Source organism: Leifsonia tongyongensis, assembly GCF_010686705.1.
GTDB classification, from domain to species: Bacteria; Actinomycetota; Actinomycetes; order Actinomycetales; family Microbacteriaceae; genus Diaminobutyricibacter; species Diaminobutyricibacter tongyongensis.
Window position 1 is genome coordinate 319,013 of record NZ_JAAGWY010000003.1, and the last position, 24,605, is coordinate 343,617.

Here is a 24,605-nt window from a genome sequence, read left to right on the forward strand (position 1 = left end):
TAGTCAGCATGTCCGACGGCTCTTCGTTCTACATCACCACGCCGATCTTCTACGTGAACGATGTTCCCCACATCGGGCACGCGTACACCGAGGTCGCCGCTGATGTGCTGGCCCGGTGGCACCGCCAGGCCGGCGACGACAGCTGGCTGCTCACGGGCACCGATGAGCACGGCCAGAAGATCCTGCGCACGGCGACCGCCAACGGCACGACGCCGAAGGAGTGGGCCGACCGCCTCGTGCACGACGAGTGGCTGCCGCTGCTGAAGACGATCGACATCGCGAACGACGACTTCATCCGCACGACGGACGAGCGGCACGAGAAGAACGTCCAGCTGTTCCTGCAGAAGCTCTACGACGACGGCTTCATCTACGCGGGCGAATACGAGGCGCTGTACTGCGTCGGCTGCGAGGAGTTCAAGCCGCAGAGTGAGATCGTCGACGGCACCGGCGAGTACGTCGGCCAGAAGGTGTGCGCCATCCACTCGAAGCCGCTCGAGCTGCTGCAGGAGAAGAACTATTTCTTTCGCATGAGCGACTTCGCCGAGAAGCTCCTCGACCTGTACGACTCCCGACCGGACTTCGTGCAGCCCGACGCGGCGCGCAACGAAGTCGTCTCGTTCGTGCGCCAGGGCCTGTCCGACCTGTCGATCTCCCGGTCGAGCTTCGACTGGGGCATCAAGGTGCCGTGGGATGAATCCCACGTCGTCTACGTCTGGTTCGACGCGCTCCTCAACTACGTCACCGCTGTCGGCTACGGCCAGGACGACGAGCAGTTCGCGCGCCGCTGGCCGGCCACCCACATCGTCGGCAAGGACATCCTCCGCTTCCACGCCGTCATCTGGCCCGCAATGCTGATGGCCGCGGGGCTCGAGGTTCCGAACCAGGTGTTCGGTCACGGCTGGCTGCTGGTCGGCGGCGAGAAGATGTCGAAGTCGAAGCTCACCGGCATCGCCCCGACGCAGATCACGGAGACGTTCGGCTCGGACGCCTTCCGCTACTACTTCATGCGCGCCATCAGCTTCGGACAGGACGGCTCGTTCAGCTGGGAGGATCTCGCGGCCCGCTACCAGGCGGAGCTCGCGAACGGTTTCGGCAACCTCGCCTCGCGGGTGATCGCGATGGTCTCGCGCTACTTCGACGGCATCGTGCCACCGGCGGGCGACTACGACGCGGCCGACCTGGTGGTGCAGGATGTGGTGGCCAAGGCCGTAACAGACGCGGATGCGGCGATGGGCGGCCTCGCCATCCACGATGCGCTCTCAGCGATCTGGACGATCGTCGACGAACTCAACGGGTACATCACGACCCAGGAGCCGTGGTCGATCGCGAAGGACGAGACCCAGCGCGAACGCCTGGGCACCGTGCTCTACACGGCCGCGGAAGGCCTGCGGGCGCTCGCCGTCCTGTTGTCGCCGGTGCTGCCCGCCGCCACGGAGCGGCTCTGGGAATCGCTCGGTGCGGGTCAGGAGCTGGGTCCCCTCACTGCGCAGCCGATCCGCGACGCGGGCCGGTGGGGCCAGCTCGCGGCGGGCACGACCGTCAATGGGCTCGAAGCGCTGTTCCCCCGGATCGAAGCGACCGTTGTCTGACGAGTCCCACATCCGTCACCGGCACAAGGCGGAGGGCCGCGATCTGAGCTATCCGCCCCTGCCGGAGGCGCTCGTGGTCGGCGTGTACGACAACCACACGCACCTCGAGATCTCGGACGGCGACGATCCTCTCGACTACCGCGAGCAGCTGGACCGCGCATCCAGTGTCGGCGTGCGGGGAGTCGTCCAGGTCGGCAACGATGTCGAGACGTCGCGCTGGTCGGCCGACATGGCGGCGATCGAGCCGCGGATGCTCGCAGCGGTCGCTGTCCACCCGAACGACGCGCCCGACTACGCGGCGCGCGGCGAACTCGACGATGCACTCCAGATCATCGCGGAACTGGCAGGGCGGCCGCGGGTCCGTGCCGTCGGCGAGACGGGGCTCGACTTCTTCCGCACCGACGAATCCGGGCGCGACGCCCAGTTCCGCTCGTTCGAGGCGCACATCGAGATCGCCAAAGAGAACGATCTCGCGCTCCAGATCCACGACCGCGACGCGCACGACGACGTCATCCGAACCCTGAGGCGCGTCGGCGCCCCCGAACGCACGGTCTTCCACTGCTTCTCCGGCGACGCAGAGCTTGCCCAGCTCTGCGCCGACAACGGCTGGTACATGTCGTTTGCGGGAAACGTGACGTTCAAGAACGCGGGGCAGCTGCGCGAGGCCCTCGAGGTGGCGCCGCGCGCCCTGCTCCTGGTGGAGACGGATGCACCGTTCCTCACGCCGATGCCGTATCGCGGCCGCCCCAACGCGCCCTACCTCATCCCGCACACCTTGCGCGCCATGGCCGAGCACCTCCGCACCGACGTCTCGATGCTCGCCGCCCAGATCTCGTCGAACACCGAGCTCGTCTACGGTCGCTGGGATTCCGAGCCTGTCGCATCGCCGCCGACCACCCCCATCGGGTCCGTCGCATGACCGACGTCCGGCTCCTGGGGCCGGCGGAGATCCGCGACCTGGCGGAGCTGCTCGACGTGACGCCCACCAAGAAGCTCGGCCAGAACTTCGTGATCGACGCCAACACCGTCCGGCGCATCGTGCGGGTAGCCGGCGTCGAGGCGGGTGACAGCGTCGTCGAGGTCGGCCCCGGACTCGGGTCGCTCACGCTGGGCCTGCTCGAGGCCGGAGCATCCGTCGTCGCCGTCGAGATCGACGGGCGGCTCGCGCGCCAGCTGCCGGTCACGGTCGAATCGCTCGCGCCGTCCGCCGCCGGCCGACTGAGTGTCGTCCACCGCGACGCGCTCACCGTCACCGAGCTCGCCGGCGAGCCGACACGGCTGGTGGCGAACCTTCCGTACAACGTGTCCGTCCCTGTGCTGCTTCATTTCCTCGAGCATTTCCCGAGCATCCGCACCGGTGTGGTCATGGTGCAGGCGGAGGTCGGCCAGCGCGTCGCAGCTGAGCCCGGTTCGAAGGTGTACGGGTCGCCGAGCGTGAAGGCCGCGTGGTACGGGCGCTGGCGGACCGCCGGCACCGTCAGCCGCCAGGTCTTCTGGCCCGTCCCCAACGTGGACTCCATCCTGGTCGGCTTCGAGCGTCACGAGACGGAGCCGGGCGATGAGGCACTCCGGGCGCGCACCTTCGCGGTCGTCGACGCGGCCTTCCAGCAGCGGCGGAAGATGCTCCGGCAGTCGCTCTCCAGCGTGTTCGGCGACGCTGCGAGCGCATCCGCCGCCCTCGTGCGAGCGGGCGTCGAACCGACCGAACGCGGCGAGCAGCTGACCGTCGACGACTTCATCGCGATCGCGCGGGAGATCTGAGCGCTGCGAGGGCTGTAGGTTGGAAGCATGACCTCCGAGGCCTCGCTCCACATGGTGCACGCCAGGGCGCCGGGCAAGATCAACGTGTTCCTCCGGGTCGGGGCTGTCATGGACGACGGGTACCACGACGTCGCAACGGCCTATCAGGCGGTCTCCCTCTACGAAGATGTCCGCGCCTACCCTTCCGATGATTTCTCGGTTTCTTTCAGCGGCACGATCGACTCGTCGGGCCTGCCGACGGACGGCAACAATCTCGCCATCAAGGCGGCACGGATGCTCGCCCGCAAGGCCGACTACCGGGGTGGCGTGCACCTGGAGATCGAGAAGCACGTGCCCATCGCCGGGGGGATGGGCGGCGGCTCCGCGGACGCCGCAGCGACCCTGCTGGCCTGCGACGCGCTCTGGGGAACGGACTGCACCAAAGAGGAGCTGCTGGCACTCGCATCCCGGCTCGGCGCCGACGTGCCGTTCGCACTCATCGGGGGCACGGCGATCGGCACAGGGCGCGGTGACCGTCTCAGCCCCGCGCTCGCCAAGGGCCAGTTCCACTGGGTGCTGGTGCTGCCCGAAGAAGGCATGAGCACGCCCGAGGTCTACAACGAGCTCGACCGGCACCGCGAACGCCACTCGCAAGACATCTTCCCGGCGCAGAAGCAGCCGACGGTCGACGCCAATGTGCTGCAGGCGCTGCGCGCGGGCGATCCGCGGATGCTCGCCGAAACGCTGGTCAACGACCTGCAGGCGCCGGCCATCCATCTCGCCCCCCACATCGGCGAGATCATCGAGCTCGGCGAGATGAACGGCGCGCTCGCCGGGATCGTCTCGGGCTCGGGGCCGACGGTGGCGTTCCTGACCGCGGACCTCGACAGCGCGCTCGACCTGCAGATCGCGCTGAGCGCATCCCGTCACACCGCCGTGAGGGCGACGGCGCCCGTGCACGGTGCGCGCATCCTCTCGGAGTAGCGCTCCGCACGCGTTTCGTCCCAGCGCACGAGATTGGCCCCAGCGCACGCACGCGTTTCGTCCCAGCGCACGCGTTTCGTCCCAGCGCACTCGTGCAACGAAGTGCGCTGGGACGAAGGAAGTGCGACGACCTACCTGGCCCGACAGGGCGCGACGCGACGAAGCCCCGCGCGAGCATCACTCACGGCGTGAGGTCGATCGCCGCCCGGAACCCGGTGCTCGGATCCATGTAGAACGGCGTCGAGCCGTGGTCGTGGGCGATCAGCCAGCGGTCGCCGACCCTGCGGAGGCCCAGCGTCGACCGGAACCAGAGGGTGAACGGCGAGTCGCTTCCCTTTGGCGTCGCCGACAGGCGATTGATGCTGTGGACGAAAGCGATGTCGTCGGCCGCCTCGACGACCGCGTCGGTGATGTCGAACCCGATCGGCCCGTCGAACGTGGCGAGCCACGCGCGCAGCCCCTCGACGTCGCGCCCCTGCGACGACAGGGGTGGCGCCAGCGAGAAGCTGACGAGATCGTCGGTGAACAGGGCTCCGAGCGATTCGGCGTCCCGTGCCCTCATCGCGCGCTCGCGTTCGGCCAGAACCGCCCGGATGTCGGTGTCTGCTGTCGTTGTCGTGGTGGTCATGATCTTCTCCTTCGTGTGCATCCGATCTGGACTTCCACAAGAGACGTCGAAGCAGACGTGTCGGTCTCGACGTATCGGGTGAGAAGATTCACCCAACGATGGAGGCAGTGATGAAGTACCTCATTCTCATCAACGGCAACCCGCAGTCCCGCGCCGCATGGGAGAGCTTCACCGACCAGCAGCGTGCCGAAGGGTACGAACTCTATGCCGAACTGCACGAGCGTTTGCGTGCATCCGGTGAGCTGGTCGCCGCCGAGGCGCTCACGGATCCGTCGCTCGCCGTGCGCATCCCCGCCCGTGACACGTCCCTCACCGCGACCGACGGACCCTTCGCCGAGGTGAAGGAGCAGCTGAACGGGTTCTACCTGGTCGACTGCGAAAGCCTCGACCGGGCCGTCGAGATCGCCGAATGGTTTCCCGAGGCCGCATACGGGCTGGTCGAGGTGCGGCCGGTGCTCAGCCTGGGCGGGCCTGACGTGTGAGCGGGCCGACCGAGATCGAAGCCCTGCTGCGTGAGCTCGCGCCGCAGGCCGTCGCCGCGCTGACCCGGAGGTACGGCGACTTCGACCTGTGCGAGGACGCAGTACAGGAGGCGCTGCTGAGCGCCTCGCAGACGTGGCCCGCGGCGGGCATCCCGGACAGTCCGCGCGGCTGGCTGATCACCGTCGCCTCCCGCCGGCGCATCGAACTATGGCGCGCGGATTCGGCGCGACGCCACCGTGAGGAGGCCGTGGCGTCGCTCGACGAGGCCGATGCGCCTGCACCGAGCTCGATCGACGACAGCCTCACCCTCATCATGCTCTGCTGCAATCCCGCACTCACGCCCACCTCCCAGGTCGCGCTCACCCTCCGTGCGGTCGGAGGACTCACGACAGCGGAGATCGCCCGTGCCTTCCTCGTGCCGGAGGCGACGATCGCACAACGGATCAGCCGTGCCAAGCAGCGCATCCGCGACGCGGGCGGGACGTTCTCGATGCCGGATGACGCCGAGCGCCCGTCGAGGCTCACGAGCGTCCGGCGGGTGCTCTACCTGATCTTCACCGAAGGCCACACCGCGAGCTCGGGCCGCGAGGCGACGCGGGTGGAACTGGCGGCCGAGGCCATCCGGCTGGCCCGGATGCTCCGCGAGCTGGTGCCCGAGGACGGCGAGGTGGTCGGGCTGCTGGCCCTGATGCTTCTCACCGACGCACGCCGGCCCGCCCGAAGCGGCCCCGACGGCGCCTTGATCCCGCTGGCGGCGCAGGATCGCTCGCTCTGGGACAAGGCCGCGATCGCGGAGGGGGTCGCGCTCATCAGCGACAGCCTCGCCAACACCTCGGTCGGGCCGTACCAGGTGCAGGCGGCGATCGCCGCCGTCCACGACGAGGCCCCCACCGCCGCCGACACGGACTGGAACGAGATCCTCGGGCTGTACGACGTGCTCGAACGCCTCGAGCCCGGCCCGATGGTCACACTCAACCGGATCGTCGCCCTGGCCGAGGTCGACGGCCCGGTCGTGGCCCTCGCCCAGCTCGAGAGCGTCGCCGACGGCGTCGGGCTCTCGGGTCATTACCGCGTCGACGTCGTGCGCGCACACCTGCTCGAGCAGGCCGGCGACCGGGACGCGGCCCGAGAGGCGTTCACGACGGCCGCGCGGCGCACGCTGAGCACCCCGGAACAGCGCTACCTCGAACAGCAGGCGCTGCGGCTCGCCGACGCGCGCTGAGCGCCGGCCGCCTGACTCGTGACTCCGGCGACGGAGTGCCGGGGCTCCAGGGATGTGCCGGGGCCCCAGGGATGCCGACCGAGCGGGCAGAGCGCATGTCGGGTTGAGACGATTCGTGTCGGAAGCGTTTCCACGCGATCAGCCAGGGTGGTCGGTCATCCCGGGGTGAATTTCACGGTATCGACGTGAGCGGCGACGCACCAAGCGCTGGACGGAAAACCGTCAACTCTTGACGGGGTCGGTGCGGTCTGCCCACGCACGAGTCGGGTCAGCGGGTCCGATCCGGCCGGCGGCCGCTCGGCGCGGACCTGTCCCGTGCCGCGCGCGCGAGGCTGCGCAACTCGCGCCGCGACGAGATTCGCAGCTTGGCGAGGATGTTTCGCACATGGAAGTTGACCGTCGTGACCGAGACGTAGAGATGTTCGGCGATCTCCTTGTTGGTCATGCCGGCGGCCAGCGCGTGCGCGACCTGGCGCTCTCGGGTCGTGAGGTCGGCGAACGGGTCGTCGCGGGTCGTCGGGAGAGCGGTCTCCGCCCCGGCGCGGCGCAGGGCCTCGAGTTGTTCGGTGCAGCGCGCGAGGTAGTCGGCGGCCCCGAGACGCCGGAAGACGGCGGCGGCGCGCTCCAGCAGGTCGACGGCCTCCGGATGCCGTCCTTCGGTCGCGAGGAGCCGCCCGGCATCCAGCATGGTCACCGCATGCGGGAAGGGGAGACGGGCGGATGCGGGGGAGTCGGCGGCGAGCAGGTAGGAGGTGATCGCCGCATCCGCGTGACCCTCCGCTTCGAGGACCCGGCCCTCCAGCCAGGAGAGCGATCCGTAGTAGGGCCGCCAGAGACGCGAGCGGTCGTCGCAGACCGCCAGCTCGGCCCTGGCTTCGTCGCTGCGGCCGAGGGCAGCGAGCGCGTCGATGCGGTAGGTCAGCCATCCGAGAGTGGAGGATGCGGCGGCTTCGCGGGTCGCCGGTTCCGTCGCGGCGAGCTGCGTCAGGCGGTCGCCGGCCGCGCGGGCCGCCTCGGCGCGTGCGATGAATGGCAGGTCGGTGTCGTAGGAGCCACTGATTCCGGGTCGGGCCTCGCCTGCGGAGGCCAGGCGCTCCTCGACGGCGCGGCCCTTTCCGCGCCCAGCCCGCACCAGTGTGGAGACCGTGAGGGCGATCGGCCACGCCGACAGGTCGGTCTCGTCCAGCGCGAGGGCAACGGCGGTGTCGGCGACGGTGACCGACTCGTCCCATTCGCCGAGGAGGAAGAGCACGTGGGCGTAGATCGACCGGCCATGGCCAGCCGTCCAGCTCGACGGGAACAGCCGGATGAGGTCGTTCGCGCGCTCCAGGTCGTCGAGGGCGCGATCGATGTCCCCGAGGCGGATGAACACACTGGCGCGCGAGACGAGGGCGTCGACGACGGCCGGGGATCCTGGTCCGTCCAGCAAGGTGTCGAGTTCGTCGACGCTCGCCGCGAGGAGTTCCGTCCGGCCCATGTGGGATGCCGCGGTGATCAGCCAGCCGAGCAGCCGCAGGAGTTCCTCGCGCGGCTGGACGAGCCAGCTCACGGCTGGGTCGGCGACCTCGTCGGGATGTGTGGGCGACGTCGCCAGGAAGGAGCGGGCTATGTCGATCTGGCCGAGGACGGAGCCGAAGTCGCGCGTCGCCATCTGCACCATCGGAAGAGCGCAGGCGACGTGCGCCCGCAGGACCCGCTCCTCGGCGCTGGTCGCCGGGGCCGCCTGGAGGGCGAGTCCGAGTGCGAGTGCCCCGGAGATGTTCCCGGTCAGCGTGCGGAGCTCCACCAGGATCGCGTCGCGCGGCGGGCTCGGCCGAAGCTCTTCGATCGCCGGCACCAGGTCGAAGATGCGCTCATGGAGCCGCGTCCGCAGAGCGAGCATCCCGATCTCGATGAGCGCCCGCTCCCTCTCGTCACCGGCAGTGGACAGGTGGACGGCCGACCGGGCGTAGCTCATGGCCTGGCCCGCGTGGCCCAGCTCCGCCGCCTCACGACTTGCGGCCATCAGCTCGGCGACGAGCGTCGGGTCGGCTCGGTCGGCGGCCTCGACGCGGTGGCGAAGTGCCCGGTGACCGGAGAGAACGGACGCAGCGACCCGGTGGATCTCGACGCGTCGCGCAACCAGCAGATCGGCGGTGATCGCATCCGCGAGGATCGCATGGGCGGGTTCCAGCCACACGACGCCGTCACGCACTTTCGATGCGACCAGGCCGCGTTCGATCGCCGTGTCGACGTCGACGACCAGTCCGAGTCGGTCCGCGATGGTGCCGTAGAAGGGAACGGGGATGGGGTCGCGCAGCACCGCGACGACTTCTGCCGCCGCGCGCACGGACGGGTCGGTTCCGTCCAGGGCAGCCGCGACGGCGCCCGAGAGGGGAACGGCCGCGTCGATCGGAATCTCCCATCCGGCCGGGTGGAGGGCTTCCGCGAACGATTCCCGCAGCTGCACGAGCAACACGTTCAGCAGCAGCGGCGAGCCCTGCGTCGCCTCCGTGAGCCGGGCGGCAGTGCGGCGCGAGACGGCGTGTCCGAGGATGCGGTTGGCGAGCTCCTGCGTGTCGTCGACGGTGAACGGGGTGAGGTCGATGCGCGCGCCGTTGGGCAGCGCGGCGGCCAGGCCGTCGAAGAGGGCGGATGCGTTTCCCGCGTTCGGTCGTGTCGCTGCGATGAGGAGGAACGGCTGGTCGACGAGACGACGCACGGTGAAGCGCAGGGCGCGCGCAGATGCTTCGTCGACCCATTGCGCGTCGTCGATGAGAATCGCGACGGGGGAGCCGATCCCGTCCACGGCGTCCAGGAGGAGCCGACCGACCGTGATGGCGCTGTCTGTCGGGTCCGGGGCGCGCACCCGCGATGCTGTGCGGGTGTTCAGACCGCGGACCAGGGTCTCCACGGTCGCGTAGCCCAGGTCGGATTCGAACGAGTCGGCATGCACCCGCACCACCGCCCAGCCGTCGAGGCGTGTGGCCACATCGGCGAGGAGGGTGGTCTTGCCGAGACCCGGCTCGCCGGTGACCAGCACGGCGCCGCCCTCGAGGAGCGCGCGCCCGGCGACCGTGAGGATGGACTCGCGGGGGAAGTCTCTGCCGATCAGCATGATGTCATCTCCCCACACGACGGCGGCGCGTCCAGCTCGGGTGGGATGCGCCGGTCGCTTCGAGTCTTTCACGGGCGCAACATTGCGCGGCAGCACCCATTCGGGGAGGGCGGCACGCGCGACTAAACTGGGGCATACATGGCACACCTTCTGGGCGCTGAGGCGCTCCACCTCGAGTACCCGACCCGCGTCATCTTCGACAGTGTGACCGTCGGGATCGATGAGGGCGACCGCATCGGCGTCGTCGGCCGCAACGGCGACGGAAAGTCGACCTTGCTCGCCCTGCTTTCGGGCCGCATCCAGCCCGACTCGGGTCGCGTGACCCGCCGTCGTGGGGTGAGCATCGGCGTACTCGACCAGGGCGACGAGCTCGACCCGTCGCTGACGGTGGGCAAGACTATCGTCGGCGAACTGGATGAGCATGTCTGGGCCGGCGACGCACGCGTGCGCGATGTGCTCGCCGGGCTGGTCTCGGACATCCGCTGGGATGCCCTGGTCGCCGACCTCTCCGGCGGCCAGCGGCGTCGTGTCGCCCTCGCGACCCTGCTGGTGCAGGACCTCGACGTGCTGTTCCTCGACGAACCGACGAACCATCTCGACATCGAGGGTGTCGCCTGGCTGGCGAATCACCTGAAGTCGCGCTGGCCGGCGAACGCGGGCGGTCTCCTCGTGGTCACCCACGACCGGTGGTTCCTCGACGAGGTCTCGACCGCCACCTGGGAGGTGCACGACCGCCTGATCGAGCCGTTCGAGGGCGGCTACGCCGCGTACATCCTGCAACGCGTCGAGCGTGACCGGATGGCCGCCGCCAGCGAATCGAAACGGCAGAACCTCCTGCGCAAAGAGCTGGCCTGGCTGCGCCGCGGAGCACCAGCACGCACCTCCAAGCCGAAGTTCCGGATGGATGCGGCTTACGAACTGATCGAGAACGAACCGCCGCCCCGCGACACCGTCGCCCTCAGCCAGATGGCCATGGCACGGCTCGGCAAGGATGTGGTGGATCTTCTCGACGCCACGGTCGTCTACCCGCCGAAGACGGTGCTCCGCGACATCGAGTGGCGGATCGCGCCGGGCGAGCGCACGGGCATTCTCGGGGTGAACGGCGCGGGCAAGTCGACGCTGCTGGGTCTCATCGCGGGGACCGTCACCCCGACGAGCGGCCGGGTGAAGCGCGGCAAGACCGTGAAGATCGCAACGCTGACGCAGCTGCTGGGCGATCTCGACGACATCCTCGACGAGCGGGTCAGTGCCGTCATCGCCGGCAAGCGCACCACGTATCTGGCCGGTGGCAAAGAGATGACGCCGGGGCAGATGCTCGAGCGCCTCGGCTTCACCAGCGCGCAGCTCTCTACGCCGGTCAAAGACCTCTCCGGCGGTCAGAAGCGCCGGCTGCAGCTGCTGCTGATCCTGCTGGACGAGCCGAACGTGCTCATCCTCGACGAGCCCACGAACGACCTCGACACCGACATGCTCGCCGCGATGGAGGACCTTCTCGACTCCTGGCCGGGCACGCTCATCGTGGTCTCGCACGACAGGTACCTCATCGAGCGGATCACCGACAACCAGTACGCGGTGATGGATGCGGCACTGCGGCACCTGCCCGGCGGCGTCGACCAGTACCTGGCGTTGCGTCGGTCCGAGTCGGCGGCGGCCACCACCGCCGCGTCGGATGCAGCCACCGCGACCCGGGCCGCCGCATCCGCCGCATCCGCTTCGCCCGCGCTGGCCGGCGCGGAGCTCCGCAACGCGCAGAAGGAGATCGCGTCGATCGACCGCAGGCTGGCGAAGCTCGCCGACCGGGTCGCCAGCACCCACGAGCTCCTCGCCGAGCACGACCAGAGCGACTACCAGGGCCTCGGGGTCCTCACCGACGAGCTCCGCAGACTCGAGAACGAGGTGGCGGACCTCGAGACGCGCTGGCTCGAACTGTCCGAACAACTGGAGCATTAGGACGGCAGAAAATGGTCACCCACGAGGTCACGAACCAGGTCCCGAGACGCGTCGGAGTCGACGAGTTCAGCACCAACACCGCCCTCGTGGAAGGCGTCCGACACTACGACGCGGGTTGGGCCGACGGTGAGCTCACGCGCGTCGGCACCCACGTCGGCACCGAGGAGTTCCAGCGCGACGCCGAGCTGGCGAACACCTGCGAGCCGCGCCTCGTCGCGTTCGATCGCGTCGGGAACAGGATCGACGAGGTCGAATACCACCCGTCGTACCATCGGATCCTCGCCCAAGCCGTACGCTCTGGCGCCCACACCTCGGCCTGGGCCGAGCCGAGACCCGGCGCGAACGTCGCACGCGCGGCGACCTTCATGCTGTTCGCGCAGATCGAGCCCGGCCACGCCTGCCCGATCTCGATGACCCACGCGGCGGTGCCTGCGCTCGCCGCGAATCCGGAACTCGCACAGCGCTGGAATCCACGCCTGCTCAGCCGCGACTACGACCCGAATCTGCGGCCCGGCAAGACGTCCGCACTGTTCGGGATGGCGATGACCGAGAAGCAGGGCGGATCGGATGTGCGGGCCAACACCACGCGCGCCGTCGATGCTGGTGACGGCAGCTGGCTCCTCACCGGCCACAAATGGTTCTGCAGCGCGCCGATGTCCGACGCCTTCCTGGTGCTCGCGCAGACGGATGCGGGGCTCGGCTGCTTCCTGGTTCCGCGCGTCCTCGACGACGGCACCCGCAATCCGTTCCTGATCCAGCGGCTGAAGGACAAGCTCGGCAATCGGTCGAACGCGTCGGCCGAGATCGAGTTCGACCGCACGGTCGGCTTCCTCGTCGGGGAGGAGGGTCGAGGCGTGCGAACCATCATCGAGATGGTCAACCGCACTCGGCTCGACTGCATCTTCGGGACGGCGGCCGGGATGCGGCAGTCGGTCGCCGAAGCGCTCTGGCATGTCCGGCACCGTCGCGCGTTCGGCGCCCTGCTGGTCGACCAGCCGGCCATGACCGCGGTGGTCGCCGACCTGGCGCTGGAGTCGGAGGCCGCGATCGCCGTCTCGCTCCGGCTCGCCCGTGCCCACGATGATGACGCATCCGACACGGACCGCGCGTTCCGAAGGCTGGCCACAGCGGTCACGAAGTACTGGGTCTGCAAGCGGGGGCCCGGCCACGCGTACGAGGCACTGGAATGCCTGGGCGGCAACGGCTACACCGAAGCGTTCCCGCTGGCACGCCGGTACCGCGAACAGCCGGTGATGGCGGTCTGGGAGGGGTCGGGCAACGTGATCGCGCTGGATGTCCTGCGCGCGATCACCCGTGAGCCGGACACGCTCGACGCCTTCGATGCCGAGGTCGCGACGGCCCGGGGAATCGACCCCGTCTTCGACGCCCACCTCGAGTCCACGCGGTCGCTCGCGCGGTCGGTCGCCGGCGGCGACCTCGCCGCAGCTCAGGCGCGCCGTCTCGTCGGAGCCCTCGCGCTCACCCTGCAGGCGTCCCTGATGCTCCGCACGGCCCCGGATGCGGTCTCCCGCGCCTTCGTCGCCGCCCGCCTCGGCGAACACCGCTCCACCCTCTACGGCGAGCTCGACCCGGGGACAGACGTCGCTCCCATCCTCGCCCGCGCCTGACCCGCCTGACCCGCCCGCCCAGTCCGCCCAGTCCGCCGAGAGTCACCGGCGTAGCCGAGCTGACCCGGCAGAGCAGCGACTCTCGGCGGTAAGGGTGATTCTCAGCGGCTGCAGCGCGCCAGGGTGGGGGCTCAGACGGGCTGGGGCTCGTCCGCCGTGGCGCCGATCGCGCGGTAGAACTGGTCGACCGCCTTGCGGTTGTACGCGTGGTAGTCGAACACGCTCGCTGGGACCTCGCCACGCAGGAACGCCGCCATCCCGTCCGCCACGCCCTCGTCCGTCTGTGGCACGACCATGCCCGACCCGGCGGGCAGGGCGTTCTTCGCCGACGCGAACTCCACGGTGACGATCGGCAGGCCGAGTACGAGCGCCTCCAGGATGACCATCGGCTGGCCCTCGTAGTCGCTGGAGAGCACGAAGCAGTCGGCGTGGGCCATGATCACGTGCGGGTTGCGCTGCATGCCGGTCAGGAACACCGCGCCGGTGAGCCCGAGTTCGGCGATCAGGGCGTTCAGCTCGTCCTCCAACGGGCCGGAGCCCACGATGACGAGGCGGGTCTGCGGGTTCGCCGCATGCACGGTTGCGAACGCGCGGATGAGCCGACCCTGGTTCTTCTCGGGTGAAAGCCGCCCGACCGTGACGAACGTGGTGACGTCGTCGTCGGGCGAAAGCAGGGCTTCGGCCCACGCGGGAACCGTGCCCGTCTCGTCGTCGAAGCTCGCCGCTCGCAGATCGGCGACCGAGTATTCGAGGATGTGGTCCGCATCCACCGTGTTCAGAGCCGAGACGAACTTGCGCGGGTCGGCATACTCGGCGAGCTCGCGGCGGTTGATGTCCGACAGAGTCGGGGAGACCGACACGAGGTGGTCGTACTGCTCGTAGAGCGTGAAGATCTGGGTGAGGCTGTGCAGCATCCGCTTCCGCCCGTCGATCTCGCGGTGTGCATCCGACGCCAGGTCGTTATGCAGCCAGATCGACCGTTTCGCGTCGGGGGAATGCAGCAGCAGGGTCGCCCAGAACGGACCGTAGCCGCTGAAGTCGACGACGTACTCGAACACGCTGTCACCGAAGCAGCGTGTCCACTCGTCGTTCCAGAGCTCGTCCTGCAGCGGGTGGTCACGGTGTTCGGCGATCCGGCCGCGCCGGAAATGGAGGTGGCGGGCCAGATGCCGCGCCTTGGGCCCGTTCATCCCGCCCACCCGCGGGAACTGCCGTACCTCGGGGTTGATGGCCCGCTGTTTGGCTATCGCCGCCGGCGACGTGCTCTGGGCGAAGAACGCCGAGACGTCGTACACCGAATGGTCGATGTTGTTCAGCAGGTTCAGCACGGAAGTCGTGATGCCGTTCGGTTGCATCCCGCCGAGGTAGAGCAGGATCGACGTGCGGCCGTCCGAGTGGTCGGTGCGCAGTCGGTAGCCGTCCGTCTTGCCGCGGAAGACGATGTCGACCACGCGATCGGAGGCGTGCCCGTCCTCGGAGCCGCAGTACTCCTGCTGCATCCGGAGGTACCGTTCGCGGTGCCCAGCGGGGATGGCGTCGCCGTCCTCTGCGATCGTCTTCAGCGTGTCGCCCAGTTCGTGAGCGGTCATCGCCACGGGTCCGGGCCACTGGTCGGGTTCCAGGTAGAGGCCGCGGGTGTCGTTGTAGTCGGCGAGATCGGGAGCGAAGAAGGCGACGGGCCTACCTGTCTCGAGGAAGTCGAAGAAGATGCTGGAGTAGTCGGTCACCAGGATGTCGGTGGCGCCGAGGATCTCATTGGTCGGCAATTCGTTCGGCACGAGCATCCGCTTCAGTTCGGGCCGCGTGTGCGCGAGGCGGTGCACGATCTGGTGCGTCTTCAGGAGCACGGCGTATCGGCTGGTGTCGATCCGGCTCTCGACGGCCGCGACATGGGTCAGCAGGTCGTCGATGTCGTCGTTCGGCTCCGAGAAGGATGTGCCCTTCCAGGTGGGTGCATACAGGATGACCTTGCGGTCGCCGAGCGGGATCCCCGCCTCGACCAGCTTGCTCCGGATGCTCGCCCGCCCCGCCTCATCCAGCCGCTGGCGGTCGATCCGGGGATAGCCCTCGTCGACGATGGTGCCGCGGTAGATGCCGCGGAGCTTGTATGCCGTCTCGTACATCTGGTCGGCCATGAACGGGTTCGCGGCGAGCAGGTAGTCGGCGGCGACGAAGTTGCGGATGATGTTCGCCGTCGCCAGCGCGCCGTCTTCGATGTCGTAGCCCATCCGCTTGAGCGGGGTGCCGTGCCACGTGTTGAGGTACACCTGGCCGTCGCGCTTGCTGAAATCGGGAGGGAAGGTCGCATTGTTGACGAGGTAATTGCTCGTCGCCAGCGCGCGCAGGTAGGCGGGAGAACCGTAGCGGACGAAGGTCACGTCAGATCGGCCGGCGAATTCAGCGATCGTGGACGCGTACTGGTCGAAATCGGAGAGCACCCAGGTGTGGGTGAGGTGCGAAAGATCGGGTGACGCGAGGAGCTTCCGGAAGATCGCCTCCGGGTTGCAGAGCATGCCGTTGCCGGAGAACGACTCGTAGAGGACCGACCCCGGCACGATCGGCTGGCGACGCCAGTACGCGTGGATCTCGAAGCGGGCGGCGCGCTTGACACGGGAGGGCAATCGTTTCAGGCGTGACAGTCTCATCGCCTCCGATTGTATTGGCGCGGCATAACGGTCTCCTGTGAGCCGCCTATGCCGGTACGTCCTCTCGCGCAGCGCAGCCATGTCGCGCCGGGCGGGGACCGGCGCGACCAGAAGCTCAGTCGAAGCCGAGGGACAGCCGCCGCAGGAGTCCCGCGAGCCGTTCCTGGTCGCTTGTCGACAGTGACGACAGGAGCTCGGCCTCCGCGTCGACGAGGCGGGTGATCGCTGCATCCACGCGAGTAAGTCCCTGGGGCGTCATGTGCACCAGGATGCCGCGCCCGTCGTTCGGGTCGGTGCGACGTTCGACCAGACCGCGCTCGACGAGCCGGTCGATCCTGTTCGTCATCGTCCCGCTGGAGACCAGGGTCTGCTGCAGCAACGCCTTCGGGCTCAGCTGATACGGCGCGCCCGCACGGCGGAGTGCCGAGAGCACATCGAACTCCCACGAGTCCAGGTCGGACCGTGTGAATGCCGTCTTGCGTGCGCGGTCGAGGTGCTTCGACAGCCGCGCAACCCTCGACAGGACCTGCAAAGGCGAGAAGTCGAGGTCGGGGCGTTCTCGCATCCACGAGTCCACGATCCGGTCGACTTCGTCGCTTGCATCAGGCATTTCACCATGCTATTTCTTCGCCCTCCGGTTTGGCCGACAGGTGCCCGTTGCGGCCGCGCGCGTCCGGGTGCGACGTCGCCGTCTGGCAAACTGGGGGATGCGAACGATGTAGTGCTCGCGGTCCGCCTTGGTGTAATGGCAGCACGACAGCCTTTGGAGCTGTTAGGTCCAGGTTCGAGTCCTGGAGGCGGAGCCACGCGAACCCGTGACGGCGTTTCGTCGCGGCTGAGAGGAAGAGACCACGCATGACCGATGCACATCTCGCGATCGTCGTCCTGGCGGCGGGCCAGGGCACGCGAATGAAATCCGCCACACCGAAACTCCTCCACCCGCTCGCCGGCGTGCCGATCGTGAGCCATGTGCTGGCGACCGCCCGCGCCCTCGACGCCGCGCATGTCGTCACCGTGGTGCGCCACGAGCGTGACCGGCTCGTCGAGGTGATCGAAGCCGACCTTCCCGAGAGTGTGATCGTCGACCAGGACGACGTCGCCGGCACCGGGCGTGCAGTCGAAATGGCCGTCGCAGCGCTTCCCGCCGACTTCGACGGTGATGTGCTGGTCGTGAACGGCGACGTCCCGCTCCTCGACGCCGACACCCTGTCGTCGTTGATCGCGGCCCACCGTTCCGGCGGCGCCGCCGCGACCATCCTGTCGAGCTTCCCGGCCGACGCATCCGGATACGGGCGCATCGTGCGGACCCCCGAAGGCCACCTCGACCGCATCGTCGAGCACAAGGACGCCACAGAGGCCGAACGCGAGATCGGTGAGATCAATGCGGGCATCTACCTATTCGGGCTGTCGGCGCTGCGCGACCAGCTGGCGTCGCTGACGACCGACAACGCGCAGGGTGAGAAGTACCTTACCGACGTGATCGAACTGCTGCGCCGTGCCGGCTCGGAGGTCGACGCCCTTCCGGTGTCGGAGTCGTGGCTGGTCGAAGGGATCAACGACCGGGCCCAGCTCAGTGAGGCGGCTGCGAAGCTCAATGCGCTGCTCGTGCGCGGCTGGCAGCTGGCGGGTGTCACCGTGCAGGACCCGGCGACCACCTGGATCGACCTGAAGGCGAAGCTCGCCGAGGACGTGACCCTGCTGCCCGGCACCCAGATCCTCGGTGCGACGGTGATCGCACGCGGCGCGACCGTCGGCCCGGACACGACACTCCTCGACTGCGAGATCGGCGAGAACGCCCGCGTCAACCGCACCGACGCGACCCTCTCGGTCATCGAATCGGATGCGACCGTCGGCCCGTTCGCCTACCTTCGCCCCGGAACCTACCTGGGCGCATCCGGCAAGATCGGGACCTTCGTCGAGACCAAGAACGCGCGCATCGGCTCAGGGACGAAGCTCGCGCACTTCAACTACGTCGGCGACGCCGAGGTGGGGGAGAAGTCGAACCTGGGCGCCGGCGTCATCACGGCGAACTACGACGGCGTCAACAAACACCGCACCGAGATCGGCTCCCACGTGCGCGTCAGCACCAATACCGTGTTCGTCGCTCCCGTTAGGATGGGGGACGGAGCCTACACCGGCGCAGGCACGGTCGTCCGTAAGGACGTCCCACCGGGCGCACTCGCCATCACGGTAGCTCCGCAACGCAACATCGAGGGCTGGGTCGCCACGAAACGCCCTGGCACCGACGCCGCACGAGCTGCGGAAGAGAGCGGGGAATAGGTGTCAGGAATCACGGCCACCGGGCAGAAGCGACTGGTTCTGATCTCGGGGCGTGCACATCCCGCCCTGGCGCAGCAGATCGCCGACGAGCTCGGAAGCGACCTGGTTCCCACCGACGCCCGCACCTTCGCGAACGGCGAGATCTACGCGCGCTTCGATGAGAGCGTGCGCGGCTCCGACGCGTTCGTCATCCAGTCGCACACGTCGCCCATCAACGAGTGGCTGATGGAACAACTGATCATGGTGGATGCGCTCAAGCGGGCATCCGCCAAGCGCATCACCGTCGTCGCACCCTTCTACCCGTATGCGCGCCAGGACAAGAAGGGCCGCGGCCGCGAGCCCATCTCGGCACGCCTGGTCGCCGACCTCTTCAAGGTGGCCGGAGCCGACCGGATCATGTCGGTCGACCTGCACGCGGCGCAGATCCAGGGCTTCTTCGACGGCCCGGTCGATCACCTGTTCGCCATGCCCGTGCTCCTCGAGCACATGCGCAACGAACTCGACCCGACGACCCTCACCGTCGTATCGCCGGACATGGGGCGCGTGCGTGTCGCGGATGTCTGGAGCGACCGGCTCGGAGTGCCACTCGCCATCATCCACAAGCGTCGTGACCCGCTGGTTCCGAACCAGGTCTCCGTGCACGAGATCGTCGGCGAGGTCAGCGGTCGCGTCTGCCTGCTCGTCGACGACCTGATCGACACGGGGCGCACCATCGTCAAGGCGGCGGAAGCCCTCAAGGCGGCCGGCGCGATCGGCGTCGTCGTCGCCGCCACCCACGCCGTCTTCAGCGACCCGGCGGTCGAGCTTCTCCAGAGCGATGCGATCGACTCGGTTGTCGTCACCGACACGCTTCCGCTGCCGGAGCACAAGCGGTTCGAGAAGCTGACGATCCTCCCGATCGCGCCGCTGCTCGCCCGCGCGATCCACCAGGTGTTCACCGAAGGCTCCGTCACGTCGATGTTCGACGGGGCTGCGTAGCGCCCACCCGCTGTCCCGGCGTTCACGCTGTCCTGCCTAGATGGCAAAAACTACGAGTGCGCCGCGCTGACACCCACCCTTCTTGACACCTTTCTGTGCATCCGCGCCCTTCGCGAGCCGCGCCACGTGTTCGTAGAACAGGAGTTCCGGGGCCGGATGCGGTCCAAAGTGGCCGAATCGGCCGGATCGGGTGCGCATCCGTCACTCTCGTCACACGAAGTCCTGAATTCCTGGACGGACGGACGGTACGGGCGACCGGGAAGCGTGGGCTGGATGGAGGCGGCCGGGCGGCGCCGGCTCAGCTGTTCGTGGCCGGCCGCGGCGGCCGCGGAGTCGTCGGGATGAGGCCGAGCGGAGCAACGAACCGCGCGTCGCCTTCCGTGTTGAGTGCGTAGCACTGCCAGCCCGGGCCGAACGGACCGAACAGCTCGAATCGTGCGGAGGAACTCTGCGCATCCGGGGTGTACTGCCGCACGTAGACGGAACACGTGCTCTCGGCCGTGGCCGACGACACCGAGACCGTGGTCAGCACTCCGGGAAGGATCAGCGCGAGCAGTCCGAGCACGACGACGGCCCTGGTCATGCTCTTCCTGCGGCGCCCGTGGAGGGGCTCGCCGAGCGGCTCGTACCCTGCGAGCTCCGGGTGGTCGTCGAACGTCATGATTCGAGTCTCAGTGCCGTACGAGCACTGACGCAACCCCCGCGGCACATGCGATGAGCGTCACCCCGGCGAGGATGCTCATCGGGAGCGCCGGTGCGGCGGGAGGAATCTGGTGTCCACCGTGGCCCGCGAGAGCGCGTCCGCGGACGTTTCCGTACAGCACTGCGCCGATCGCCGCGACGAGCAGGACGACGCCCACGACGGTCAGGGCGAGCTGACCGGAGACGAGCCCGCTCCGGAGAGCGAGCAGCGCGTTGACCGTGATGACGAGCGCCGTGCGCGTCCACGACAGGGCGGTGCGCTCGCCCTGAAGTCCCGGATCGCGGCCTGGCTCATCGCCGGGCTCCCTGGGGGGCATCGTCAGTGCACCGCGAGCAGTACTGCGATCACAGCGGCCACGGCGAGGACCACCGCAGACAGGAGCGGGATCGCGACCGTGGTGGGCAGTCGTCTGCCGTGCCGCATGGCGATCTCGTTGGCCCGCCAGCGCACGAAAGCGATGACGCTCAGTACTGCGGAGATGACGCTGAGTGCGACCGCGAGGACGACGATCACGTCGTGAGGGCCGATCTCGGTCGAGAACTGCTCGAGGACGACACCCCCGGCGAGGAGGGCGAGCGCGGTGCGCACCCAAGCCAGGAAGGTGCGCTCGTTCGCGAGCGAGAACCGGTAGTCGGGTTCCTCGCCTTCTTGTCGCCAACTCGGCTCGCGCACTAGTGAGAAGACCCCGTTGTCTGAATCTCGGAGCGGTCGCCCGACCACAGCGTGTGGAAGACGCCGTCTTCGTCGACCCGCTTGTAGGTGTGGGCGCCGAAGAAGTCGCGCTGTCCCTGCACGAGGGCGGCGGGGAGCCGCTTGGATGCGAGCGAGTCGTAGTAGCTCAGCGCGGAGCCGAACCCGGGCACCGGCACGCCTGAGAGAGCCGCAGTGGCCACGACGCGTCGCCACGCCGCTTCGCCCTCTGCCACGGCGTCCGCGAAGTACGGGGCTTCGAGCAGAGTAGCGATGTCGGGATTCTCGTCGTACGCGTCGGCGATGCGGTTGAGGAACTGCGCGCGGATGATGCAGCCACCGCGCCAGATTTTGGCGATCTTGTCCTTGTTGATGTTCCAGCCGTACTTCTCCGCGCCCGCGATGATCGCGTCGAACCCCTGGGCGTAGGCGACGACTTTGGATGCGTACAGCGCCTTGGACACGTCGTCGGCGAACGAGGCATCCACCTTCTGAATCTCCGGCCGGCTCTTCACGACGGACTGCACGGCGGCACGCTGCGTCGGTTTCGACGACACCGCGCGCGCGAACACCGCCTCCGCGATGCCTCCGACCGGGATGCCGAGGTCGAGCGCGTTCTGCACCGTCCACACACCGGTGCCCTTCGACCCCGCCTCATCGAGCACGATGTCGACGAACGGCTTGCCCGTCTTGGCGTCCACCTGGCGCAGCACCTCGGCCGTGATCTCGATCAGGTACGACTCGAGGTAGCCCTTGTTCCATTCGCTGAAGACGTCGGCGATGGCGGCGGGCTCGAGGCCGCCGACCGTGCGCAGCAGGTCGTATGCTTCGGCGATCAGTTGCATGTCGGCGTATTCGATGCCGTTGTGGATCATCTTGACGAAATGGCCGGCGCCGTCGGTGCCGATGTGGGTCACGCACGGCTCGCCTTCGGCGATCGCCGCGATCGAGGCGAGGATGGGGCCGAGGGTCTTGTAGGACTCCTCCGAGCCGCCCGGCATGATCGACGGGCCTTTCAGGGCGCCCTCTTCGCCGCCGGAGATGCCGGCACCGACGAAGTGGATTCCGGTCGGGCTGATGCGCTTCTCGCGGGCGATGGTGTCATGGAAGTTGGCGTTTCCCCCGTCGACGATGATGTCGCCGGGCTCGAAACGCTCGACGAGCTCGTCGATGACGGCGTCCGTGCCCGCCCCGGCCTGGACCATGATGATCGCGGTGCGCGGCTTCTGCAGCGAGGCGACGAAGTCGTCGATGGCCTCGCTCGCGACGAAGCCGGCCTCCGGATGTTCGCCGGTGAGTGTCTCCGTGCGCGCGAACGTGCGGTTGTACACCGCGACCGTGTTCCCTTCGCGCGAAGCGAGGTTGCGGGCGAGGTTGGAGCCCATCACCGCCAGACCGACGACTCCGATGTTGGCTTTTCCGACGGTGGACTCGGGCACGATCGACTCCTTCAGTGGATGGGGGTTTTGTTCCAGCGTAGCGGGAGGCTGCTGCGCCGTTCTGCTCGGTTACGGAAGACGGAAGGTCGCCCGCGGGATGTCCGAGACGAGCCGCTGGGCGATGGTGAAAGCGTCCTCTTCGCTGAGCTGGTGGGTCGCGACCAGCGACGACAGGTAGGCGGCATCCACGCGGCGGGACATGTCGTGGCGTGCGGGGATCGAGCAGAACGCCCTGGTGTCGTCGATGAAGCCGCTCGTCTTGGTGAACCCGGCGCTGTCGGTGACCGCCTGGCGGTAGCGGAGGATCGCGGCCGGTGTGTCGAGGAACCACCAGGGCGCCCCGGCGTAGACCGACGGGTAGAAGCCGGCGAGCGGAGCGATCTCGCGCGAGAACGTCGTCTCGTCGACGGTGAACAGCACCAGCCGGAACGTCGGGTTCGTGCCGAAGTCGCGCAGGATCGGCGTGAGCGGTCGGGTGAACGAGCCGACGTCGGGAAGATCGTGACCCGTGTCGGGCCCGTACGCGTCGAACGTCGGCCGGTGGTGGTTGCGGATGACCCCCGGGTGCAGCTGCATGACGAGGCCGTCTTCGCTGGACATCGCCGCGAGCTGGTAGAGCATGTTGCGCCGGTAGGCCGTGGCCTCCGCGGCGGTCAGCGGCCCCAGGAGCGCTTCACGGTGGAGGCGTTCGGCGTCGGATGCGTCGAGCGGCTCGGATCCCGCATCCAGCACGCCGTTGTCGGTCGCGGTCCCTCCGGCCGCGATGAACGCCTGCCGACGGCTGCGGAGGGCGTCGAGCAGCCCGCGGTAGGTCGAGCAGTCGATTCCGGAGCGCGCCGAAAGCTGGTCGAGTTTCCCGCCCCAGGCCGGTTCGTCCGGATGCATGTAGCGGTCGGCGCGGAACGTCGGGATGACGCTCGCTCCGAACGTCGGGTCGTCGCGCAGTGCGTGGTGCGCAGCAAGGTCGTCGGCGGGGTCGTCCGTGGTGGCGAGCACCGCGATCCGGAACCGCTCGATGAGCGCGCGCGGCCGGAACTCGTCGCGCGCGAGCGTCTCGGCGAGCTGGTCGTAGAGCTCGTCCGCGTTGGCGGCCGACGGCTGCTCGGTCAGGCCGAAGACCTCGTTCAGCTCGGTTTCGAACCAGTAGCGGACGGGCGTGCCGAGGAAGTCGTCCCAGTGTTCGCAGAGGCGCCGCCAGATGGACCGGCCGGATGGGCGGGCCGTGGCTCCGGCGCGTGCCACCCCGAGCTCGTCGAGGGGCACCCCGACCGCATGCAGCATGCGCAGAACGTAGTGGTCGGGGGTGATCAGCAGCGCCGCAGGGTCGGGGAACGGAGCGTCGTCGGCCAGCATGGCAGCGTCGATGTGGCCGTGCGGCGAGTAGATCGGCGCCTGGGCGACGGATGCGTGGAGGCGCCGCGCGAGGTCGCGCTCGATCGGTTCGATGGGGAACAGCCGGTCGGGATGCGGCGCAAGAGCAGTCATGATCGTCCTTTCACGTGGGGGGCGGGCCCCGTCGATGCGCGGATCGTGAGGTGGGTGGGGAGCGTCGCGCTCTGCCGGGCAGCGACGATCGAGTCGGATTCGAGACGGGAGAGCAGGATCGACACGGCGGTTCGCCCCGCCTGCTCGATCGGTGCCGTCAGGGTGGTGAGGGGCGGGCTGCAGAAGTCAGCCCCGAAGATGTCGTCGCAGCCGACGATGCTGATCTCGTCCGGAACGCTCACGCCGCGTTCGCGCAAACGCATCAGCATGCCGATCGCGAGCAGATCGTTGAAGGCGATGCACGCCGTCACGCCCGCGTTGAGCAGAGCGTCGGCAGCCGCGGCACCGGCGCTCTTCTTGGGTGTGAACGGCCCGATCCGCCGGACCGTGACGCCGTAGGCGCCGCCCGCCCGTTGGAGCGCGCGCCAGCGGCCTTCGTTCGGCCAGGAGGTCTCCGGGCCGGAGACATAGGCGATCTCGCGGTGCCCGAGGGAGACCAGGTGCCCGAGCGCCTGCTCCATCCCGCTCGGGGTGTCGATGAAGACGCTGGGGACCCCTCTGGTCTGGCGGTTGATCGCGACCAGGGGCAGTTCGGTGGCGAGAGTGGTGAGGCGTCTGTCGGTCAGGCGCGAGGCGGCGAGGATGGCCCCGTCGAAGGACCGGCGGAGCTTGTGCAGCATCCCGTCCTCGAATTCGTCGGACTCCTCGGTGTCGATGAGCAGCTGCGTGTACCCGGCCGCCTTGAGTTGCTGCTGCGTGCCGCGGATGATCCCGAAGTAGAACGGGTTGGTCACATCGGACACGAGGACTGCGATCGCCCGTGTCCTGCCCGAGGTGAGCGCGCGGGCCTGGGAGTTGGGAACGTAGTCGAGTTCACGTGCCGCGCGCTCGATCCGCTCCCGTGTCATCGCATTGACGCGGCCAGGATTGGAGAGGGCGCGCGAGACCGTCGACGTCGCGACGCCGCTGGCTGCTGCAACGTCTGCGAGGGTCGCGGGGCGTCGTGACCCCGCTCCGGCGAGAGGTTCCATGGGGGAAGCAAAGCATAGTTTGGCAAATTGTGG

General features: G+C 68.7%; 20 protein-coding genes and 1 tRNA gene. 11 read left to right on the forward strand and 10 right to left on the reverse strand.

Annotated features, from left to right (window positions below; genetic code table 11):
* Window positions 1–8 precede the first annotated feature (8 nt).
* Genes metG through G3T36_RS14935 form a run of 4 tightly spaced genes read left to right on the forward strand, consistent with a single transcriptional unit; the run spans window position 9 to window position 4,313 of the window.
* Entirely contained in the window at window positions 9–1,589 is a 1,581-nt protein-coding gene (metG, locus tag G3T36_RS14920) for a methionine--tRNA ligase (RefSeq protein WP_163290601.1), read from the forward strand.
* Entirely contained in the window at window positions 1,582–2,508 is a 927-nt protein-coding gene (locus G3T36_RS14925; protein WP_163290602.1) for a TatD family hydrolase, read from the forward strand. Before metG ends, G3T36_RS14925 begins: the two co-directional genes overlap by 8 nt.
* Window positions 2,505–3,350 carry a 16S rRNA (adenine(1518)-N(6)/adenine(1519)-N(6))-dimethyltransferase RsmA gene (rsmA, locus tag G3T36_RS14930; protein ID WP_163290603.1) on the forward strand — a complete coding sequence of 282 codons (846 nt, stop codon included), beginning with the start codon at window positions 2,505–2,507 and terminating at the stop codon, window positions 3,348–3,350. Before G3T36_RS14925 ends, rsmA begins: the two co-directional genes overlap by 4 nt.
* 27 nt (window positions 3,351–3,377) lie before the next feature.
* The gene (locus tag G3T36_RS14935; RefSeq protein WP_163290604.1) at window positions 3,378–4,313 is read left to right on the forward strand and encodes a 4-(cytidine 5'-diphospho)-2-C-methyl-D-erythritol kinase; all 936 of its coding nucleotides are present in this window, start codon (window positions 3,378–3,380) and stop codon (window positions 4,311–4,313) included.
* Window positions 4,314–4,494: 181 nt separating this feature from the next.
* Here G3T36_RS14935 and G3T36_RS14940 read toward each other — a convergent pair whose 3' ends face one another.
* Complete coding sequence (locus G3T36_RS14940) at window positions 4,495–4,941, reverse strand: YybH family protein (RefSeq protein ID WP_163290605.1); 447 nt, start codon at window positions 4,939–4,941, stop codon at window positions 4,495–4,497.
* Window positions 4,942–5,051: 110 nt separating this feature from the next.
* On the opposite strand from G3T36_RS14940, the gene G3T36_RS14945 reads away from it, so the two are divergent.
* Window positions 5,052–5,423, forward strand: a complete 372-nt coding sequence (locus G3T36_RS14945; protein ID WP_163290606.1) for a YciI family protein — start codon at window positions 5,052–5,054, stop codon at window positions 5,421–5,423.
* Window positions 5,420–6,646 carry an RNA polymerase sigma factor gene (locus tag G3T36_RS14950; RefSeq protein WP_338031596.1) on the forward strand — a complete coding sequence of 409 codons (1,227 nt, stop codon included), beginning with the start codon at window positions 5,420–5,422 and terminating at the stop codon, window positions 6,644–6,646. Before G3T36_RS14945 ends, G3T36_RS14950 begins: the two co-directional genes overlap by 4 nt.
* 268 nt (window positions 6,647–6,914) lie before the next feature.
* Here G3T36_RS14950 and G3T36_RS14955 read toward each other — a convergent pair whose 3' ends face one another.
* Window positions 6,915–9,815, reverse strand: coding sequence for a helix-turn-helix transcriptional regulator (locus G3T36_RS14955; protein ID WP_338031597.1), 2,901 nt, complete (start codon window positions 9,813–9,815; stop codon window positions 6,915–6,917).
* A 66-nt stretch (window positions 9,816–9,881) separates the two neighbouring features.
* On the opposite strand from G3T36_RS14955, the gene G3T36_RS14960 reads away from it, so the two are divergent.
* A complete protein-coding gene (locus G3T36_RS14960) occupies window positions 9,882–11,693 on the forward strand; it encodes an ABC-F family ATP-binding cassette domain-containing protein (RefSeq protein WP_163290607.1) in 1,812 nt (603 codons plus the stop codon).
* 11 nt (window positions 11,694–11,704) lie between these two features.
* Window positions 11,705–13,321 (forward strand): acyl-CoA dehydrogenase family protein, encoded by a 1,617-nt coding sequence (locus G3T36_RS14965; RefSeq protein ID WP_163290608.1) that lies wholly within the window; start codon window positions 11,705–11,707, stop codon window positions 13,319–13,321.
* Window positions 13,322–13,452: 131 nt separating this feature from the next.
* On the opposite strand, the gene G3T36_RS14970 is transcribed toward G3T36_RS14965, so the two are convergent.
* Together G3T36_RS14970 and G3T36_RS14975 are read right to left on the reverse strand one after the other, a co-directional pair.
* Window positions 13,453–15,966 carry a glycosyltransferase gene (locus G3T36_RS14970; protein WP_163290609.1) on the reverse strand — a complete coding sequence of 838 codons (2,514 nt, stop codon included), beginning with the start codon at window positions 15,964–15,966 and terminating at the stop codon, window positions 13,453–13,455.
* Between the two features lie 115 nt (window positions 15,967–16,081).
* Window positions 16,082–16,576 carry a MarR family winged helix-turn-helix transcriptional regulator gene (locus tag G3T36_RS14975; RefSeq protein ID WP_163290610.1) on the reverse strand — a complete coding sequence of 165 codons (495 nt, stop codon included), beginning with the start codon at window positions 16,574–16,576 and terminating at the stop codon, window positions 16,082–16,084.
* Between the two features lie 121 nt (window positions 16,577–16,697).
* Here G3T36_RS14975 and G3T36_RS14980 point away from each other — a divergent pair.
* From G3T36_RS14980 to G3T36_RS14990, 3 genes are all read left to right on the forward strand, one after another.
* Window positions 16,698–16,772: transfer RNA gene (locus G3T36_RS14980), tRNA-Gln, on the forward strand.
* Between the two features lie 49 nt (window positions 16,773–16,821).
* The gene (gene glmU / locus G3T36_RS14985) at window positions 16,822–18,246 is read left to right on the forward strand and encodes a bifunctional UDP-N-acetylglucosamine diphosphorylase/glucosamine-1-phosphate N-acetyltransferase GlmU (RefSeq protein WP_163290611.1); all 1,425 of its coding nucleotides are present in this window, start codon (window positions 16,822–16,824) and stop codon (window positions 18,244–18,246) included.
* Window positions 18,247–19,224, forward strand: a complete 978-nt coding sequence (locus G3T36_RS14990) for a ribose-phosphate diphosphokinase (protein ID WP_163290612.1) — start codon at window positions 18,247–18,249, stop codon at window positions 19,222–19,224.
* A 298-nt stretch (window positions 19,225–19,522) separates the two neighbouring features.
* On the opposite strand, the gene G3T36_RS14995 is transcribed toward G3T36_RS14990, so the two are convergent.
* From G3T36_RS14995 to G3T36_RS15020, 6 genes are all read right to left on the reverse strand, one after another.
* Window positions 19,523–19,885 carry a hypothetical protein gene (locus tag G3T36_RS14995; RefSeq protein ID WP_163290613.1) on the reverse strand — a complete coding sequence of 121 codons (363 nt, stop codon included), beginning with the start codon at window positions 19,883–19,885 and terminating at the stop codon, window positions 19,523–19,525.
* A gap of 10 nt (window positions 19,886–19,895) precedes the next feature.
* On the reverse strand, window positions 19,896–20,243 hold the full coding sequence (locus tag G3T36_RS15000; protein WP_163290614.1) for a DUF202 domain-containing protein: 348 nt from the start codon (window positions 20,241–20,243) through the stop codon (window positions 19,896–19,898).
* A gap of 2 nt (window positions 20,244–20,245) precedes the next feature.
* Complete coding sequence (locus tag G3T36_RS15005) at window positions 20,246–20,599, reverse strand: DUF202 domain-containing protein (protein ID WP_163290615.1); 354 nt, start codon at window positions 20,597–20,599, stop codon at window positions 20,246–20,248.
* Entirely contained in the window at window positions 20,599–22,056 is a 1,458-nt protein-coding gene (gene gnd / locus G3T36_RS15010; protein WP_163290616.1) for an NADP-dependent phosphogluconate dehydrogenase, read from the reverse strand. Before gnd ends, G3T36_RS15005 begins: the two co-directional genes overlap by 1 nt.
* Before the next feature lie 69 nt (window positions 22,057–22,125).
* Window positions 22,126–23,541, reverse strand: a complete 1,416-nt coding sequence (gene uxaC / locus G3T36_RS15015) for a glucuronate isomerase (RefSeq protein ID WP_163290617.1) — start codon at window positions 23,539–23,541, stop codon at window positions 22,126–22,128.
* Window positions 23,538–24,572, reverse strand: a complete 1,035-nt coding sequence (locus tag G3T36_RS15020) for a LacI family DNA-binding transcriptional regulator (RefSeq protein ID WP_163290618.1) — start codon at window positions 24,570–24,572, stop codon at window positions 23,538–23,540. Before G3T36_RS15020 ends, uxaC begins: the two co-directional genes overlap by 4 nt.
* Between the last annotated feature and the right edge of the window lie 33 nt (window positions 24,573–24,605).

Excerpts from the sequence above, each read along its gene's own strand:
- metG (WP_163290601.1), top strand. The coding sequence starts at position 9 with ATGTCCGACGGCTCTTCGTTCTACATCACCACGCCGATCTTCTACGTG.
- rsmA (WP_163290603.1), top strand. The coding sequence starts at position 2,505 with ATGACCGACGTCCGGCTCCTGGGGCCGGCGGAGATCCGCGACCTGGCG.
- G3T36_RS14935 (WP_163290604.1), top strand. The coding sequence starts at position 3,378 with ATGACCTCCGAGGCCTCGCTCCACATGGTGCACGCCAGGGCGCCGGGC.
- G3T36_RS14940 (WP_163290605.1), bottom strand. The coding sequence starts at position 4,941 with ATGACCACCACGACAACGACAGCAGACACCGACATCCGGGCGGTTCTG.
- G3T36_RS14945 (WP_163290606.1), top strand. The coding sequence starts at position 5,052 with ATGAAGTACCTCATTCTCATCAACGGCAACCCGCAGTCCCGCGCCGCA.
- G3T36_RS14960 (WP_163290607.1), top strand. The coding sequence starts at position 9,882 with ATGGCACACCTTCTGGGCGCTGAGGCGCTCCACCTCGAGTACCCGACC.
- G3T36_RS14965 (WP_163290608.1), top strand. The coding sequence starts at position 11,705 with ATGGTCACCCACGAGGTCACGAACCAGGTCCCGAGACGCGTCGGAGTC.
- G3T36_RS14970 (WP_163290609.1), bottom strand. The coding sequence starts at position 15,966 with ATGAGACTGTCACGCCTGAAACGATTGCCCTCCCGTGTCAAGCGCGCC.
- G3T36_RS14975 (WP_163290610.1), bottom strand. The coding sequence starts at position 16,576 with ATGCCTGATGCAAGCGACGAAGTCGACCGGATCGTGGACTCGTGGATG.
- glmU (WP_163290611.1), top strand. The coding sequence starts at position 16,822 with ATGACCGATGCACATCTCGCGATCGTCGTCCTGGCGGCGGGCCAGGGC.
- G3T36_RS14995 (WP_163290613.1), bottom strand. The coding sequence starts at position 19,885 with ATGACGTTCGACGACCACCCGGAGCTCGCAGGGTACGAGCCGCTCGGC.
- G3T36_RS15000 (WP_163290614.1), bottom strand. The coding sequence starts at position 20,243 with ATGCCCCCCAGGGAGCCCGGCGATGAGCCAGGCCGCGATCCGGGACTT.
- uxaC (WP_163290617.1), bottom strand. The coding sequence starts at position 23,541 with ATGACTGCTCTTGCGCCGCATCCCGACCGGCTGTTCCCCATCGAACCG.
- G3T36_RS15020 (WP_163290618.1), bottom strand. The coding sequence starts at position 24,572 with ATGGAACCTCTCGCCGGAGCGGGGTCACGACGCCCCGCGACCCTCGCA.